The 14,612-nt window shown below is 65.2% G+C and carries 13 protein-coding genes; 6 read left to right on the plus strand and 7 right to left on the minus strand.

Annotation, left to right across the window (positions count from 1 at the left end):
- On the plus strand, positions 1-1,370 hold a 1,370-nt coding region (gene pgi / locus AC2VNO_RS11100; protein ID WP_486934184.1), incomplete at its 5' end, for a glucose-6-phosphate isomerase.
- Positions 1,371-1,391: 21 nt separating this feature from the next.
- On the opposite strand, the gene crcB is transcribed toward pgi, so the two are convergent.
- Both crcB and AC2VNO_RS11110 read right to left on the minus strand, forming a co-directional pair.
- Positions 1,392-1,784, minus strand: a complete 393-nt coding sequence (crcB, locus tag AC2VNO_RS11105; protein ID WP_486934185.1) for a fluoride efflux transporter CrcB — start codon at positions 1,782-1,784, stop codon at positions 1,392-1,394.
- Positions 1,781-2,161 (minus strand): CrcB family protein, encoded by a 381-nt coding sequence (locus AC2VNO_RS11110; RefSeq protein WP_486934186.1) that lies wholly within the window; start codon positions 2,159-2,161, stop codon positions 1,781-1,783. Before AC2VNO_RS11110 ends, crcB begins: the two co-directional genes overlap by 4 nt.
- A gap of 373 nt (positions 2,162-2,534) precedes the next feature.
- Here AC2VNO_RS11110 and AC2VNO_RS11115 point away from each other — a divergent pair, with 373 nt between their 5' ends.
- On the plus strand, positions 2,535-4,778 hold the full coding sequence (locus AC2VNO_RS11115; protein WP_486934224.1) for a mechanosensitive ion channel domain-containing protein: 2,244 nt from the start codon (positions 2,535-2,537) through the stop codon (positions 4,776-4,778).
- A gap of 58 nt (positions 4,779-4,836) precedes the next feature.
- On the opposite strand, the gene AC2VNO_RS11120 is transcribed toward AC2VNO_RS11115, so the two are convergent.
- The 5 genes from AC2VNO_RS11120 to hemC form a co-directional block, all read right to left on the minus strand.
- Positions 4,837-5,904 (minus strand): AI-2E family transporter, encoded by a 1,068-nt coding sequence (locus AC2VNO_RS11120; protein ID WP_486934187.1) that lies wholly within the window; start codon positions 5,902-5,904, stop codon positions 4,837-4,839.
- Positions 5,905-5,981: 77 nt separating this feature from the next.
- Positions 5,982-7,250, minus strand: coding sequence for a heme biosynthesis HemY N-terminal domain-containing protein (locus tag AC2VNO_RS11125; protein WP_486934188.1), 1,269 nt, complete (start codon positions 7,248-7,250; stop codon positions 5,982-5,984).
- Positions 7,247-8,875, minus strand: coding sequence for a uroporphyrinogen-III C-methyltransferase (locus tag AC2VNO_RS11130; protein WP_486934189.1), 1,629 nt, complete (start codon positions 8,873-8,875; stop codon positions 7,247-7,249). Before AC2VNO_RS11130 ends, AC2VNO_RS11125 begins: the two co-directional genes overlap by 4 nt.
- 6 nt (positions 8,876-8,881) lie before the next feature.
- Positions 8,882-9,679, minus strand: a complete 798-nt coding sequence (locus AC2VNO_RS11135) for a uroporphyrinogen-III synthase (RefSeq protein ID WP_486934190.1) — start codon at positions 9,677-9,679, stop codon at positions 8,882-8,884.
- Entirely contained in the window at positions 9,680-10,618 is a 939-nt protein-coding gene (gene hemC, locus AC2VNO_RS11140; RefSeq protein WP_486934191.1) for a hydroxymethylbilane synthase, read from the minus strand.
- A 254-nt stretch (positions 10,619-10,872) separates the two neighbouring features.
- Between hemC and argH the strand changes: the two genes are divergently transcribed.
- The 4 genes from argH to dapF are packed head-to-tail and all read left to right on the plus strand — an operon-like array spanning position 10,873 to position 14,590.
- Positions 10,873-12,294, plus strand: a complete 1,422-nt coding sequence (argH, locus tag AC2VNO_RS11145) for an argininosuccinate lyase (RefSeq protein WP_486934192.1) — start codon at positions 10,873-10,875, stop codon at positions 12,292-12,294.
- Complete coding sequence (gene lptM, locus AC2VNO_RS11150; RefSeq protein WP_486934193.1) at positions 12,291-12,467, plus strand: LPS translocon maturation chaperone LptM; 177 nt, start codon at positions 12,291-12,293, stop codon at positions 12,465-12,467. The genes argH and lptM overlap by 4 nt, the downstream gene beginning before the upstream one ends.
- 3 nt (positions 12,468-12,470) lie before the next feature.
- A complete protein-coding gene (gene lysA, locus AC2VNO_RS11155; RefSeq protein ID WP_486934194.1) occupies positions 12,471-13,757 on the plus strand; it encodes a diaminopimelate decarboxylase in 1,287 nt (428 codons plus the stop codon).
- On the plus strand, positions 13,757-14,590 hold the full coding sequence (gene dapF / locus AC2VNO_RS11160; protein WP_486934195.1) for a diaminopimelate epimerase: 834 nt from the start codon (positions 13,757-13,759) through the stop codon (positions 14,588-14,590). The genes lysA and dapF overlap by 1 nt, the downstream gene beginning before the upstream one ends.
- Positions 14,591-14,612: the final 22 nt, after the last annotated feature.

Here is a 14,612-nt window from a genome sequence, read left to right on the forward strand (position 1 = left end):
CGCTGCGCAACATGGGCGACGCCCCGGTAATGGTCGACGGCAAGGACGTGATGCCCGAAATCCGCCGCTCCCGTGAGCAGCTGCGCCAGTTCGCCGAGGCCGTACGCAGCGGCGAGTGGAAGGGCTACAGCGGCAAACGCATCCGCGATGTGGTCAATATCGGTATCGGCGGCTCCGACCTCGGCCCCAACATGGCCTGCCGGGCGCTGCTCAAGCACCGCCATCCCGAACTCAACTTCCACTTCGTCTCCAACGTCGACGGCGCCCATATCCAGAAGGTGCTGGCCCGCCTCGACCCGGCCGCCACGCTGTTCATCGTCTCGACCAAGACCTTCTCCACCCAGGAGACCCTGCTCAACGCCAAGACGGCTCGACGCTGGTTTCTCGACAATGCCGGCGAAGAGGCCGACATCGGCGCCCACTTCGTCGCCGCCTCCACCAACAAGAAGGCCGCCATGGCCTTCGGCGTGCGCGAGGAGAACGTGTTCGAGTTCTGGGCCTGGGTAGGCGGGCGCTATTCGATGTGGTCCTCCATCGGCCTGCCCATCGCCCTGGCGGTGGGCTTCGACGGTTTCATGGAGATGCTCCAGGGCGCCTACGAGATGGACCAGCACTTCCTCGCCGCGCCCTTCCGCGAGAACATGCCGGTGCTGATGGCCCTGATCGGCATCTGGCACATCAACTTCATGGGCGCCGAAACCCAGGCCATCGTGCCCTACGACCAGGCGCTGCATCAGCTGCCCTCGTTCCTGCAGCAGCTCGACATGGAGTCCAACGGCAAGTCGGTGGATATCTTCGGCCATCCGGTGGACTACAAGACCGGCCCCATCGTCTGGGGCCAGACCGGCTCCAACGGCCAGCACGCCTTCTTCCAGTTGCTGCACCAGGGCACCCGCTTCGTGCCGATCGACTTCATCGCCTCGCTCGAGCCGGAGCCGGGCATGGAGGAGCACCACTTCGCCCTGCTCACCAACATGCTGGCTCAGGCCAACGCCTTCATGGAAGGCAGCCAGCGCGGCAGCCGTCTCGACCCCTACAGCTGCCCCGGCAACCGCCCTTCCAGCGTACTGCTGCTCGACGAGCTTACGCCGAAGAACCTCGGCGCGCTTATCGCGCTCTACGAGCACAAGGTGTTCGTCCAGGGGGTGGTCTGGAACATCAACTCCTTCGACCAGTGGGGCGTGGAGCTGGGCAAGCGCATCGCCGGAGAGATCAGCGAACGTATCGACGAGCATAGCCAGGACTTCGACGCCTCGACCCAGGGGCTGCTGGCACTCGTGCGCGAACGGTTTCGCGGCGAGGCCAATACTCCGGGGCCGGCCAAGACGGGCAAGCCCGCCAGGAAAAGACCCGAGAAGACCAAGCGCTGAGTACGGCCTGGCAGCGGGCCGTCAGCCGTGGCGAGCCCGCACGAATCGATCGCCCAACCAGGCGGCGGCCAGCCACAGCGGCACGCTCAGCAAGACGTAGAGGAGCGCCAGGCCGGGCCGGCCGTTTTCGAGCAGATGCAGCGTTTCCAGGCTGAACAGCGAGAAGGTGGTAAAGCCGCCGCAGAAGCCGGCCGCCAGGAAGGGCTGCCAGCGAGCGGCCCTTCCCCCACTGCGTAAGGATGCTCGCGCGGCAAAGGCAGCGATAAGCCATGAACCCAGCAGGTTGACGATCAGCGTGCCCCAGGGAAAGGCGGGGCCAAGTACGGCCAGGGAGCCCACCGATACCAGGTAGCGCAGCGACGTACCCAAGGCGCTGCCCAACCCCACCGCCGCATAGCTGCGCCAGCCGCTCATGCCAGCCGCCCCACCAGCCACCAGCCGAGGGCAGCCAGGGCCAGCCCGGCGACCAGGGTGCAGGACAAGTTGACGAGTGCGGCGGGCCGACGGCCACTCTGCCAAAGCGCCAGGCTCTGCAGGCTCAACGAGGAGACGGTGGTATAGCCGCCCAGCACCCCTACCACCAGTAGCAACCACCCGCGCGGCAGGCCCATCTCTTGGGACAAGCCAAACCAACCGGCCAGTCCGCCCGCGAGCAGGGCGCCGCTGAGATTGACCGCGAGCGTTCCCCAGGGAAACGTCGATCCCATCCGCCTGGCGAACAGGTCGGCAACTGCCAGGCGCGCCATGCCCCCGAGCGCCCCCCCCGCTGCCATCATCAGCAGTAACCCCATGCTCACACGTGTCCCACCCTTTCGCTGCACCGAAGGACGATGCTAGCCGAGTCGAAGCATGGGAACAAAAAAAGAAGCCATCCGGGGCGGATGGCAATAAAGGGGGATGTCGAACTTGTTGCAGGGAATCGCGCCAAGGGATGACGCAAAGTAAATATTACACAAGTGGAATTATTTGTACACCATCTGCACAATAAGCTGCGTAATGTCCCTAATCATTCGTTCCCGGCCACATGAACACGTATGATTACCGTTACGCAGCACGATTTCCCTGCCGACACGCCCGAGATGGAGGTCACGCGTGATAGCACAACGGATCCTTGCCTTGCTGGTTGCCTGGCTCTCGATCACCTTACTGGTCGCAGCACCGGCAATGGCCCAACCCGCCGACAATGACGCCGCCCCCGCACCCGAGGTACTCGCCGAACTGCTCGAAAACGAGCAGACCCGACAGCAACTGATCGAGCACCTGCGCCGTCAAGCCGCTACCGACCCGACGCTTGCCGCCGATACCGCCCGGGCGGATGACCCGATATCGCTGCCCAGGCAGCTGGCCGAAATCACCAGCCGCGTCGTCAGCGATATCGGCGGCGAGGTACGCAATGTGGTCGAGGTGGTGGTGGGCCTGTTCACCGCCGATGCCGACGCCGTCTTCGACTGGGGGGAGTTCGTCACCGCAGCGATCAACCTGGGCCTGGTCATCGCCGCCACCTTCGCGCTGTTCCTGCTATTTCGGCGCTTGTCACGACCGCTGTTCTCCCGGCTGAGCCTATGGTCGCAGCGGGAGAGCGCGCTCAATCCCATTATCCGTCTGGTACTGTGCGTTGCCGTCGCCGCGCTGATCGATGCGCTGGTAGTGGCGCTCGCCTACGTGGGCGGCAACCTGATCGCCACTTTCGCCATTGGCGAGGCCGGCGAGCTCTCGACCCGCGCTTCGCTGTTCCTCAACGCCTTCTTGATCATCGAGCTCATCAAGGCGGCCATTCGCATGTTGTTCGCATCGCGCTACGAGGGACTGCGGCTGCTGCCCATATCGGCCACCGAGGCATCTTACTGGAATCGCTGGCTCGCCCGGCTTATCGGACTGGTGGGCTATGGCCTGCTAGTGGTGGCGCCGCTGATCAGCGTTTACACGACGCCGACGATGGGGCAGGCCGTGGGCGCCCTGATCATGTTCGGCGCCTTCTTCTACGCCGTGGCGGTAGTGCTCAGGAACCGTCTGCGCATTCGCCAAGAGCTCGATGCCATGGCGGCCCGATCCGATTTTACGGCCAGCCGGATCTCGCTGCGGCTGTTCGCGCGCACCTGGCACCTGTTCGCCCTCGCCTACTTCCTGATGGTTCTGGTACTGACCCTGACGCGCCCGGCGGACGCGCTACCCTTCGTGCTGATAGCAACGGTCAAGACCGTGGTCGTAGTGGTGGTGGGCATGCTGCTGTCGAGCCTGTTGACTCACATCATTGGGCGTCGCATCCGTCTTTCCGATGACATGCGGCGCAAGCTGCCACTGCTTGAGCCGCGGCTGAACAGCTATGTACCCAACGCCCTGCGGTTCATCCGCACGATCATTCTCATTGCCGTGGTGCTAATGGTGCTGGACGCCTGGGGTGCCTTCGACCTGGCCGGCTGGTACGCCTCCGAGCGCGGTCGTGGACTGGTCGGTACGCTGGTCAGCGTGGCGGTGATCCTGCTGCTCGCCATTGCCGTATGGCTGGGGCTGGCCAGCCTGATCGAACACAAGCTCAACCCCGAGACCGGCACCGGTGAGCCCGATGCCCGCGCCAAGACACTGCTGTCCCTGTTTCGTAATGCCTTGGCCATCGCCCTGATCACCATGACCGGGATGATCATCCTGGCCGAAATCGGTATCAATATCGGCCCGCTGATCGCCGGTGCCGGTGTGCTCGGCCTGGCCATCGGCTTCGGCGCGCAGAAGCTGGTACAGGACATCATCACCGGCATCTTCATTCAGGTGGAAAACGCCATGAATACCGGCGATGTGGTCTCGGTAGGCGGCATCACCGGCACCGCCGAGCGGCTCAGCATACGCTCGGTAGGTATCCGCGACCTCTTCGGCACCTACCACATCGTGCCCTTCTCCAGCGTCGACACGGTGTCCAACTTCATGCGCGAGTTCGGCTATCACGTCGGCGAGTACGGCATCGCCTATCGCGAGAGCATCGACGAGGCGATCGTCGTCCTGCGTGAAGCCTTCGACGAGCTGGCCGCCGACGAGACTCACAAGATGAGCATCGTCGCGCCGCTGGAGGTAGCTGGCGTCACGGGGCTCGGCGATAGCTCGATCAATATTCGCGTGCGCATCAAAACGACCCCGGGCACCCAGTGGGGCGTGGGGCGCGCCTACAACCGCCTGGTCAAGTTGCACTTCGACGCCAAGGGTATCGAAATCCCCTTCCCGCACACCACGCTCTACTTCGGCGTGGGCAAGGAGGGCGAAGCACCGCCGGCCAACGTGCGCCTGATGCAGCAGAACTTCGACATCGACGGCCGCCCCGGCGGCCAGCCCCGCTCCGGCGAAAGCAGCCGCGAAAGCGAGGACGACCCGCGCTCGAAGCCGAACCCCGTGTTCAAGGGCGATTACGAGGAGAAAGACTAGACCTTAAAGCTGCACGATCGCGGGGGCTGCCATGGCAGCCCCCTTTTTTTGCGCTTCGCTAGGTGAGCCGACTCTCCTGCCGTGGCCAGGCCAGCAGCAGGGCCTTCACCAGCGTGGCGAGGGGAATCGAAAAGAACAGCCCCCAGAAGCCCCAGATTCCGCCGAAGAAGAGTACCGCCACGATGATCGATACCGGGTGCAGGTTCACCGCTTCGGCGAACAGCAGCGGGGCCAGAACGTTGCCATCCAGGGCCTGGATCACACCGTAGGCAACGACCACGTAGAGGAAGGGCTGAGTAAGACCGAAGTGAAAACCCGCCACTGCGGCAACGGGTAGCGTGATCACCGCCGCCCCGATATAGGGGATCAATGTCGAGAGCCCCACCAGCATGCCCAGCAGCAGCGCATAGGGAAGCCCGAAAAGCGCAAAGGTGGCGTAACTGACGGCGCTGACGATCAGGATCTCGACCACTTTCCCTCTCACGTAATTGCTCAGCTGACTCTCCATTTCCACCCAGATTTCGCTCATCAAAGTGCGCTTCTCAGGCAGCAGAGGGAGGAGAAAGCCGAGCAGCAACACACGATCCTTCAGCAGAAAGAGCACCAGAATGGGTACCAGGATCAGGTAGATGATCAAGGTCATCACATTACCGAGCGAGGCGATGGACAGCGCCAGGAGTCGCTGACCAAGCTGGGTGGCCTCGCGGCCCGCCATCGCAGTCCACGCCTGAATCTGCTCGGGACTCACCAGGTTGGGGAAGCGGGCTTCGAGAAGTTCCAGCAGCTCATGCCCCTGATTGACGATGTAGGGTATCTCCTGCAGCAGACCGGTAAGCTGGGTCCAGGCCAGCGGGATCAGTAGCAGCACCACCGCCAGCAGCAGGCCGATGAAGACGAGGAATACCGCAATGACGGCGACCAGATGAGGGATGCCCCGCCGAGTGAGCCGCGACACCAACCCCTGGAGCAGAAAGGCAATCACCAAGGCCGTCAGAAAGGGCGCCAGCATGCGTCCCAACCACAGCACCGCCGTGAAGCCAACGACGAGCAAGATCAGCAGGATCACTGCCTGCTCATCGGAGAAGTAGCGCGACGTCCAGCGCTGCCAGACCTGCTTCAGTGCCACGTTGTCCTCCTGCGACACGAGAAAGGGGCGCCATTGCGCCCCCTGAATTGCCTTCGACGTTTCGATGCGCTACAGGCTCAACTCGCCTTGGGTTGCTCTTGAGCTGCTGCCTTTGAGTCGACCGGCTCGACCGGCTCGGCCGGTTGCGGCAGAGAGGGCAACGACTTGTCGAGCAGCTCGACGCTCTGGCGATAGTAGAGCTGGCTCTTGTTATGCTCGCCCAGGTTGGCGTAGAGCCGAGCCAGCTCGGCACAGACCAGGCCGCTGGGGCGCTGCCGCTGGCTGGCCTCGAAGTACTCCTGGGCCTTGCCCCAGTATGCATTGCGCAGCGACAGGCGACCGAGAGTCAGCAGCAGGTCGGGGTCGTTGGGCCTCTCCTGCAGCCACTTCTCGGCATGCACCAGCTGCCGCTTGGGATCGACATTGAGCAGGCCGTAGCGCAACACGAGACGGCTGTCCCAATGCTCCTTGAGCGAGTGGCGCAGCAGCCGCTCGGCAATACCCTCTTCGTTGCCGCGCACCAGGGCTTCGGTATAGAGCACCACGAGCTCGACATTGCCACGCAGTGGATCCGGCATGTCGGCCCACAGGCTGCGGATGCGCTCCACGTTGTCCGGATCGCGCGCCTCGTGAACCAGCAGCTCCTTGTAAGCTCGCAGCTCCAGCTGGTTACGCTCCTGGGGCGAGATCAGCTGGCGCGACGCCAGGCGCGGCATAAGACGGCGCAGCCCCTCCCAGTCGTTGACGCTGAGATAGGCCTGCTTGAGCTGCTTCAGCACCTGGGGATGGTTGGGCATCTGGCGATCGAGACGGGTCAGGATGGCCAGCGCCTCCTCGTACTGCTGGCGATCCAGCATCAGTTGGACCTGCATGAGTCCCACCGCACTGTCGGCCCCCTCGGTGGAGAGATGAGCACGCTTGAGCAGCGTGTCGGCCTGTTCGTAGCGCCCCTGGTAGTGTGCCGCCAGGGCGGCGGAGAGATAGTTGACCAGCGGGGTGCTGGAGTCGTCAGCAGCCTTGACCAGCGATTTCTCGGCGCGCTTCCAACGCCCTTCGGCCAGCGCCACCAACCCCCTCACGGTACGCTTCATGGCGTTGCGGTGCCGGGTCCGGCGGTTCCATACCTTGAGCCGGCTGACGGGGTAGCTCATGCGTGTCAGCAGGCGCAGCACGAAGTGCACGACCAGGAACAGCGCCATCAACAATACCAGGCCGAACCAGAACGAGGTCTGATAGGAGGTGTCGCCCACCCGCACCAACCAATAGCCGGGCACCGAGACCATCAGCTGACCAAGCAGTGCCCCCAGCGCGAGGCCGAAGAGAACGATCAGCAGCAGCTTTCTCATGCATCATCTCCCCGGTCGCTACGCGAGCCGAAACGACGTTCGATGAATTCGGCCAGAGCCTGCTGGGAACCGCTGATGTCGGGCAGCGCAGGCTGGATGTTCTCGCCCTGGAGTTCCTGGAGCTGCTCGATGACGGCCTGTACCTCGCTGCGCTCGGTATCGTAGTAGCTTTCTATCAGGGCCAGTGCCTTGTCCAGGCTGGCCTCGTAGAGCTCCTGTTCCTCCTTGAGCAGCGCCAGTTGAGCCTGTTCGAGAACAAGGCGCGCGCTCTGACGCAGGTAGGACTCCTGCTCCGGTGTCACCAAGGTCTCGAATTCTTCATCGTGATGACGAATCACCACCAGATCCCTGAGCTCCTGGCCGAAACGGGAGAGCTGGTCCTGCCAGCCTCCGGCCGGGGCCTCCTGCATGCCTGAGCGAGCCGGAATCTCTTCGAGCTCACGCGACAGCGGCAGCTGTGCCAGACGCTGCTGTTGGGCATCGAGTGCCAGATAGAGCCCGGTGCGATCGACCTGGGGCACGCCATCGAGGATCGACAGCTCCGAGGCGATGGCGCGGCGCACGGAGAGCAGCGCCGGATTGTCGGCCTCGTTCAAGCGAGCATCGGCGGTGCGCAGCAGGGCCGCCGCGCCTTCCACGTCACGCTCGAGCTGCAGCCGCTGATTGGCCAGACGCAGCAAGTAAGCGGCCTCGGCGTGAAGCCACTCGCGCTCGTCGGCATCCTGCTCGCGGGAGAGCTCGGCGAGCACCTGATCCAGCGCATCATCGACTTCGCTGCGGTAGCTGGAGAACTCGCCGCGCATCGCTTCGATCGCCTCGGCCATTTCCGCATCGCGCTGCTCCTCACCCTGCTCCAGCTCAGCGCGCAGCTGGGCGACATCGTCTGCCGAAGCGGCCCCACCGGCACGTTCCTCGAGTTCTGCCAGGCGCTGCTGCTGTTCGTCGAGGCGCTCCCAGGCGTTCCAGGCAAAGAGGCCCGCACCGATGCCCAGGAACAGCACCAGAATCAAGGCCAGAACACCCGCGGCTCGGCCGCCTCCCTTGCCGCCATCTCCGGCAGCAGGTGGAACTGCCGCTCCGCCGCCGGCAGGCGCCGCCCTGGTGCTGCCGGACGCATTGGCGCTCTTCTCGACAGCGGGCTTGTCGGTGCTGAGCTTGTCGGTACCGGGCTTATCGGTAGCGGGCCTATCAGTTGCAGGCTTGTCGATAGCCGCCGGGCTCCCAGCCGTCGCGCTTCCGCCACCGCCGGACTTGGCCGGCTCAGGCTTCGCGCCGCTTGGCTTGTCGCCGCCAGCCTGCGGCTGGGCCGGCTTGGTCGAGCCCGGGGCCGGGGTTCCAGACGGGGCCTGCTTGTCAGGGCCGGCACTGCCCTTGTCGTCAGCGGCTGAAGCGCTCTTGCCAGCGGCCGGCGTGGCAGCGGCCGGTGCCGCCGGCGTCTTTTCGCCAGCCTTGGGGCTGGTGCTCGGCGGGGATGCCGGCGTCGAGCGCTGCGGACCCTTGCCGGTGTCGTTGGTGGGCTTTGGCGTGACTGTCGCCTCGCGACCCTTGCCACCCTGGCCTTTACCGTCCTGGCCCTTACCGGAAGGCGACTTCTGTTCGTCCTGATCGTTGGTCTGCTTGCTCATCTGTCGCTAGCCCTTTTCGAGATCGTCTTGATCGACATCGGCATCCTCCTGGTTGCAGGCCGCGGCCACGGCACTGGCGAGAGCCGCCGGCGTGGCACCCGCCGCCACCACGGGAGTGCGAAAACCCAAGTTGCTGGCCAGTGTAGCCAAACGGCGACTGGACACGATTAGCGGTTGGTTCAAGGTGGCCTTTGAACACCATCTTGCCAGATGTTCGAGCAATTCGCCGCTGCTGACCACCAGCGCTCGGAACTCACCGCCTGCGAGACGCCCCTGCAGCTCGATGGGCGGAGGCTGCAAGCGCCGACGATAGAGCGCCACGCGGGTGACCCTGGCGCCGCGCACCGCCAGGGTGTCGGCCAGCAGCGTGCGGCCCCCTTCCCCGGCCACCAGCAGCACGCGCTGCCCATCGAGCGAGCGCAGCGAGGCGAGCTCGAGCAACGCCTCGCTGGTGTCTTCACCGGCAGCAGCCGGCGGCAGGTGCACCGGCACGCCAAAACGCTGGCCAAGGGCTTCTGCGGTGGCCGCCCCCACCGCATACCACTGGGTCCCCAGCGGCAGCTGAGGCCAATAGCGGTCCAGGGCGTTGTCCAGGCATTCGGCGGCAAAGGGGCTGACCACCACCACCTTGTGGAAGTGGTCGAAATCGAGCCACGCCTGGCGCATCGCCGGATCCTCGGGCAGCGCTTCCAACGCCATTGCCTCGAGGTTTACCACCGGGCAGCCCACTGCCTCGATGGCCGCCGCCAAGGCAGCGGCCCGCTCACCCGGCCGGCAGATGAGAACGGGCAGACCGGCAGCCATTCAGGCGCCGTAGACCTGCGCCAGAATCTCTCCGGCACCCTGTTCCAGCAGATCCTCCGCCACCCTAACTCCCAGGGCTTCCGGCTCATGGATCGAACCGCGGCCCTCGGCGCGCAGCACCTCGGTGCCCTCGGGATTGCCCACCAGCGCCCGCAGCCAGAGCGTCTGACCATCGTTCTCGAAGGTGGCATAGCCGCCGATGGGCACCTGACAGCCCCCTTCGAGGCGAGTGTTCATGGCGCGCTCGGCGCGTACCCGAGTGGCGGTGATGGGGTCGTCCAGCGGCGCCAGCAGTGAAATGAGTTCAGGATCGCTGATACGGCACTCGATGCCCAGCGCCCCTTGTCCGCAAGCGGGCAGGCATACCTCAGGCGTCAGCTCCTGGGCGATACGCTCGCCAAGCCCAAGACGCCTGAGCCCCGAGGTCGCCAGAATGATGGCATCGAACTCACCGGCATCGAGCTTGGCCAGGCGCGTCTGCACGTTGCCGCGCAGCGTCAGGATTTCAAGATCGGGGCGCGCCTCGCGCATCTGCAGACCGCGGCGCAGGCTCGACGTGCCGATACGCGCGCCTTCGGGCAGCTCGTCGAGCGCGCCGTAGTGGTTGGAGACGAAGGCATCGGTTGGCTCGGCTCCGGCGAAGATCACCGACAGCCCCAGGCCCTCCGGGAAGTGCATGGGCACATCCTTCATCGAGTGCACGGCGATATCGGCACGACCGTCCAGAATCGCCTCTTCCAGTTCCTTGACGAACAACCCCTTGCCGCCGATCTTCGCCAGCGGCGTGTCGAGTATCTTGTCGCCACGGGTGGAGAGCGCGACCAGCTCGACCTCGAGCCCTGGGTGCTCGGCCATCAGCAGGTCGCGAACGTGTTCGGCCTGCCACATGGCCAATAGACTCTTGCGGGTGGCAATGCGCAGCGTGTTGATGGATCGCACGTGGTTCTCCCCATGCAGCGGGCCCCGGCGGCCCTGCTCAGCGATAGTTGCCGCAACATTATCGGTCACGGTCGGCAGTCGGTCATTGACACTCATCATAAAGCACCGGGCGAAGCAGGAAAAATCAGCCTTCCCGCGCATTGCCGCCGCCCCTCGCCAGTCTCGCCGACTCTGGTACACTGCTAGACCTGACTGTAGCCGCCGTGCGCGGCTTCCGAACACCACAGCATGCAATACGCAGGATGCCCACGCCGATGAGCCCTAGTTCCCCAACCCCCGGCACCAACCAGTCCTGGGGCGGTCGCTTCAGCGAACCCACCGACGCTTTCGTCGAACGTTTCACCGCTTCGGTCGGCTTCGACCGGCGCCTGGCCCTGCAGGACATCCAGGGCTCCATCGCCCATGCCACCATGCTGGCTCGGGTGGGCGTGCTGACCGATGCCGAGCGCGACGCCATCGTCACAGGGCTCGGCGAAATCCGGGAAGAGATCGAGCGCGGCGAATTCCAGTGGTCGGTGAAACTCGAAGACGTGCACATGAACATCGAGGCACGCCTGACCGACAAGATCGGCATTACCGGCAAGAAACTGCATACCGGTCGCTCGCGCAACGACCAGGTGGCCACCGACATCCGCCTGTTCCTGCGCGACGAGATCGACGTGGTCGAGGCCGAGCTTGCGCGCCTGCGTCAGGGTCTGATCGAGCTCGCCGATCGCGAAGCCGACACCATCATGCCCGGCTTCACCCACCTGCAGACCGCCCAGCCGGTGACCTTCGGCCATCACCTGCTGGCCTGGCAGGAGATGCTCGCTCGCGACCACGAGCGCCTGCTCGACTGCCGCAAGCGCGTCAATGTGATGCCGCTGGGCGCAGCCGCCCTGGCCGGCACGACCTACCCCATCGACCGTCACGTCACCGCCGAGCTGCTGGGCTTCGAGCGCCCGGCCGAGAACTCGCTCGATGCGGTGAGCGATCGCGACTTCGCCATCGAGTTCGCCAGCTTCGCCAGCATCCTGCTGATGCATCTTTCGCGCATGAGCGAGGAGCTGGTGCTGTGGACCAGCGCCCAGTTCGATTTCATCGACCTGCCCGATCGCTTCTGCACCGGCAGCTCGATCATGCCGCAGAAGAAGAATCCCGACGTGCCCGAGCTGGTGCGCGGCAAGACCGGCCGCGTCTATGGCCACCTGATGGGTCTGCTGACGCTGATGAAGTCGCAACCGCTGGCCTACAACAAGGACAATCAGGAGGACAAGGAGCCGCTGTTCGACACCCTCGACACGGTGCGCGACTGCCTCAAGGCGTTCGCCGACATGGTCCCGGCCATCGAGGCGCGCAAGGCGAGCATGTATGAGGCCGCCCGCCGCGGCTTCTCCACCGCCACGGATCTTGCCGACTACCTGGTACGCCGTGGCGTCGCCTTCCGCGACGCTCATGAGATCGTCGGCCAGTCGGTGGCTTTCGGCCTGCGCGAGAAGAAGGATCTCTCGGAGATGAGCCTCGACGAGCTGCGTCAGTTCTCGGAGGTCATCGAGGACGACGTGTTCGAGGTCCTGACACTGGAGGGCTCGGTGGCCGCACGCAACCATATCGGCGGCACCGCTCCCGATCAGGTGCGTGCCGCTGCCCAGCGCGCTCGCGACGCTCTGGCTGCCATGAGCGACGGTCGCCCATGAGTCGATTTGCCCTGGCCACGCTGACGCTATCGGCCAGCCTGCTGCTGGCCGGCTGCGGTCAGACCGGGCCGCTCTATCTGCCCACTGACGAGGCCGCCGCCGAGCGCTACGGCAACGCCGCGGCTTCACAGGGCGAGCGAGCCGAAGACGACGCCCACGAGGATACAGACTGAATCATGGATCACTTCGAATATCGCGACGGCGTTCTCTACGGCGAGGAAGTCCCGTTGTCCCAGGTGGCCGAAGAGATCGGCACGCCCTGCTACGTCTACTCCAAGGCCACGCTGACCCGCCACTTCCGCGCCTATACCGAAGCGCTGGGCAGCCACCCGCACCTGATCTGCTACGCGGTAAAGGCCAACTCCAACCTTGCCGTGCTGGGTCTGCTGGCACGTCTCGGTGCCGGCTTCGACATCGTCTCGGTGGGGGAGCTGGAGCGCGTCATGGCTGCCGGCGGCGACCCGGGCAAGGTGGTGTTCTCCGGTGTGGCCAAGCAGGAAAGCGAGATGGCGCGTGCGCTTGAGCTGGGCATCAAGTGCTTCAACGTCGAGTCGCGCCCCGAGCTCGAGCGGCTCAACGCCGTGGCCGAACGGCTGGGCAAGGTGGCCCCGGTATCGCTGCGGGTCAATCCCGACGTCGATGCCGGCACCCACCCCTATATCTCCACCGGACTCAAGGCCAACAAGTTCGGCATCCCGGTGGATGAGGCCGTCGCCGTCTACGAACTGGCCGCAAGCCTTCCGGCGGTGAAGGTCGTCGGCCTGGACTGCCATATCGGCTCGCAGCTCACCGAGCTTGCGCCCTTCCTCGACACCCTGGACCGCCTGCTGGTACTGCTCGAGCGTCTGCGTGAGCGCGGCATCGCGGTTGAACACCTGGACCTGGGCGGCGGGCTCGGCGTGCCCTACCGCGGCGAGCGCCCGCCCCAGCCCTTCGACTATGCCGCTTCGCTACTGGAGCGCCTCGCCCAGTGGAAGCACGGCGAGAACCTGACCCTGCTGTTCGAGCCGGGTCGCTCGATTGCCGCCAACGCCGGTGTGCTGCTGACCCGGGTGGAGTTCCTCAAGCCCGGCGAGACCAAGAACTTCGCCATCGTCGATGCCGGCATGAACGACCTGATCCGTCCGGCGCTGTATCAGGCGTGGCAGGCGATCATCCCGGTGGATACCCGCCACTACCGCGACAGCGCTACCTACGACGTAGTCGGCCCGGTATGCGAGACCGGCGACTTCCTGGGCAAGGAGCGCGACCTGGCCATCGGTGCGGGCGACCTGCTGGCGGTGCGCTCCGCCGGCGCCTACGGCTTCGTCATGGCCTCGAACTACAACAGCCGACCACGCCCCGCCGAAGTCATGGTCGACGGTGACGCCTACTACGTGGTGCGTCGCCGCGAAACCGTCGAGTCGCTATGGGCCGGCGAATCGCTGCTGCCCGACACGGCAGGTGAGGGAGAGAAGCGCTGATGCTGCTGCACTTCACCAAGATGCATGGTCTGGGTAACGACTTCATGGTGATCGACCTGGTCACCCAGCGGGCACGGCTGCGCGACGATCAGATCCGCCGTCTGGCCGATCGCCGCTTCGGTGTCGGCTTCGACCAGCTGCTGCTGGTCGAACCGCCGCGCAGCCCCGACATGGATTTTCGCTATCGCATCTACAATGCCGACGGCAGTGAAGTGGAGAACTGCGGCAACGGTGCGCGCTGCTTCGCTCGCTTCGTGCACGACCAGCGCCTGACCCACAAGGAAGAAATTCATGTGGAAACTGCCGGCGGGCCGCTGATGCTCAAGATGAACGGCGACGGCCAGGTAACGGTCGACATGGGGATACCGCGCTTCGAGCCGGCCTCGCTGCCCTTCGACGCCGACGAGGATCGACCGCTGCACCGGCTCGACGTGCAGGGCGAAACCCTCGAGATCGGCGCCGTCTCCATGGGCAACCCCCACGCCGTGCTTCGCGTCGACGATGTCGATACCGCTCCGGTAGCACGCCTCGGCCCGCTGATCGAGCACCATCCGCGCTTCCCTCAGCGGGTCAACGTGGGCTTCATGCAGGTGGTCACGCCTCACGAGATCCGCCTGCGCGTTTTCGAACGCGGCAGCGGCGAAACCCTGGCCTGTGGCACAGGCGCTTGCGCCGCAGTGGCCAGCGGCATTCGCCAAGGCTTTCTGGAAAGTCCCGTGACGGTCCGCCTGCGTGGCGGTGACCTGCAGATCGAATGGCCGCATGCCGAGGCACCGCTGCTGATGACCGGCCCCGCCGAACGCGTCTTCGAGGGACGCATTGCCCTGGCCTGACAGCCCGGGAACACCGAACCGA

It is taken from the genome of Halomonas sp. TH-94 (assembly GCF_057473365.1).

Excerpts from the sequence above, each read along its gene's own strand:
- AC2VNO_RS11130 (WP_486934189.1), bottom strand. The coding sequence starts at position 8,875 with ATGAGCAAGCAGACCAACGATCAGGACGAACAGAAGTCGCCTTCCGGT.
- lptM (WP_486934193.1), top strand. The coding sequence starts at position 12,291 with ATGAGTCGATTTGCCCTGGCCACGCTGACGCTATCGGCCAGCCTGCTG.
- dapF (WP_486934195.1), top strand. The coding sequence starts at position 13,757 with ATGCTGCTGCACTTCACCAAGATGCATGGTCTGGGTAACGACTTCATG.
- AC2VNO_RS11135 (WP_486934190.1), bottom strand. The coding sequence starts at position 9,679 with ATGGCTGCCGGTCTGCCCGTTCTCATCTGCCGGCCGGGTGAGCGGGCC.
- lysA (WP_486934194.1), top strand. The coding sequence starts at position 12,471 with ATGGATCACTTCGAATATCGCGACGGCGTTCTCTACGGCGAGGAAGTC.
- AC2VNO_RS11110 (WP_486934186.1), bottom strand. The coding sequence starts at position 2,161 with ATGGGGTTACTGCTGATGATGGCAGCGGGGGGGGCGCTCGGGGGCATG.
- AC2VNO_RS11115 (WP_486934224.1), top strand. The coding sequence starts at position 2,535 with ATGGCCCAACCCGCCGACAATGACGCCGCCCCCGCACCCGAGGTACTC.
- crcB (WP_486934185.1), bottom strand. The coding sequence starts at position 1,784 with ATGAGCGGCTGGCGCAGCTATGCGGCGGTGGGGTTGGGCAGCGCCTTG.
- AC2VNO_RS11125 (WP_486934188.1), bottom strand. The coding sequence starts at position 7,250 with ATGAGAAAGCTGCTGCTGATCGTTCTCTTCGGCCTCGCGCTGGGGGCA.
- argH (WP_486934192.1), top strand. The coding sequence starts at position 10,873 with ATGAGCCCTAGTTCCCCAACCCCCGGCACCAACCAGTCCTGGGGCGGT.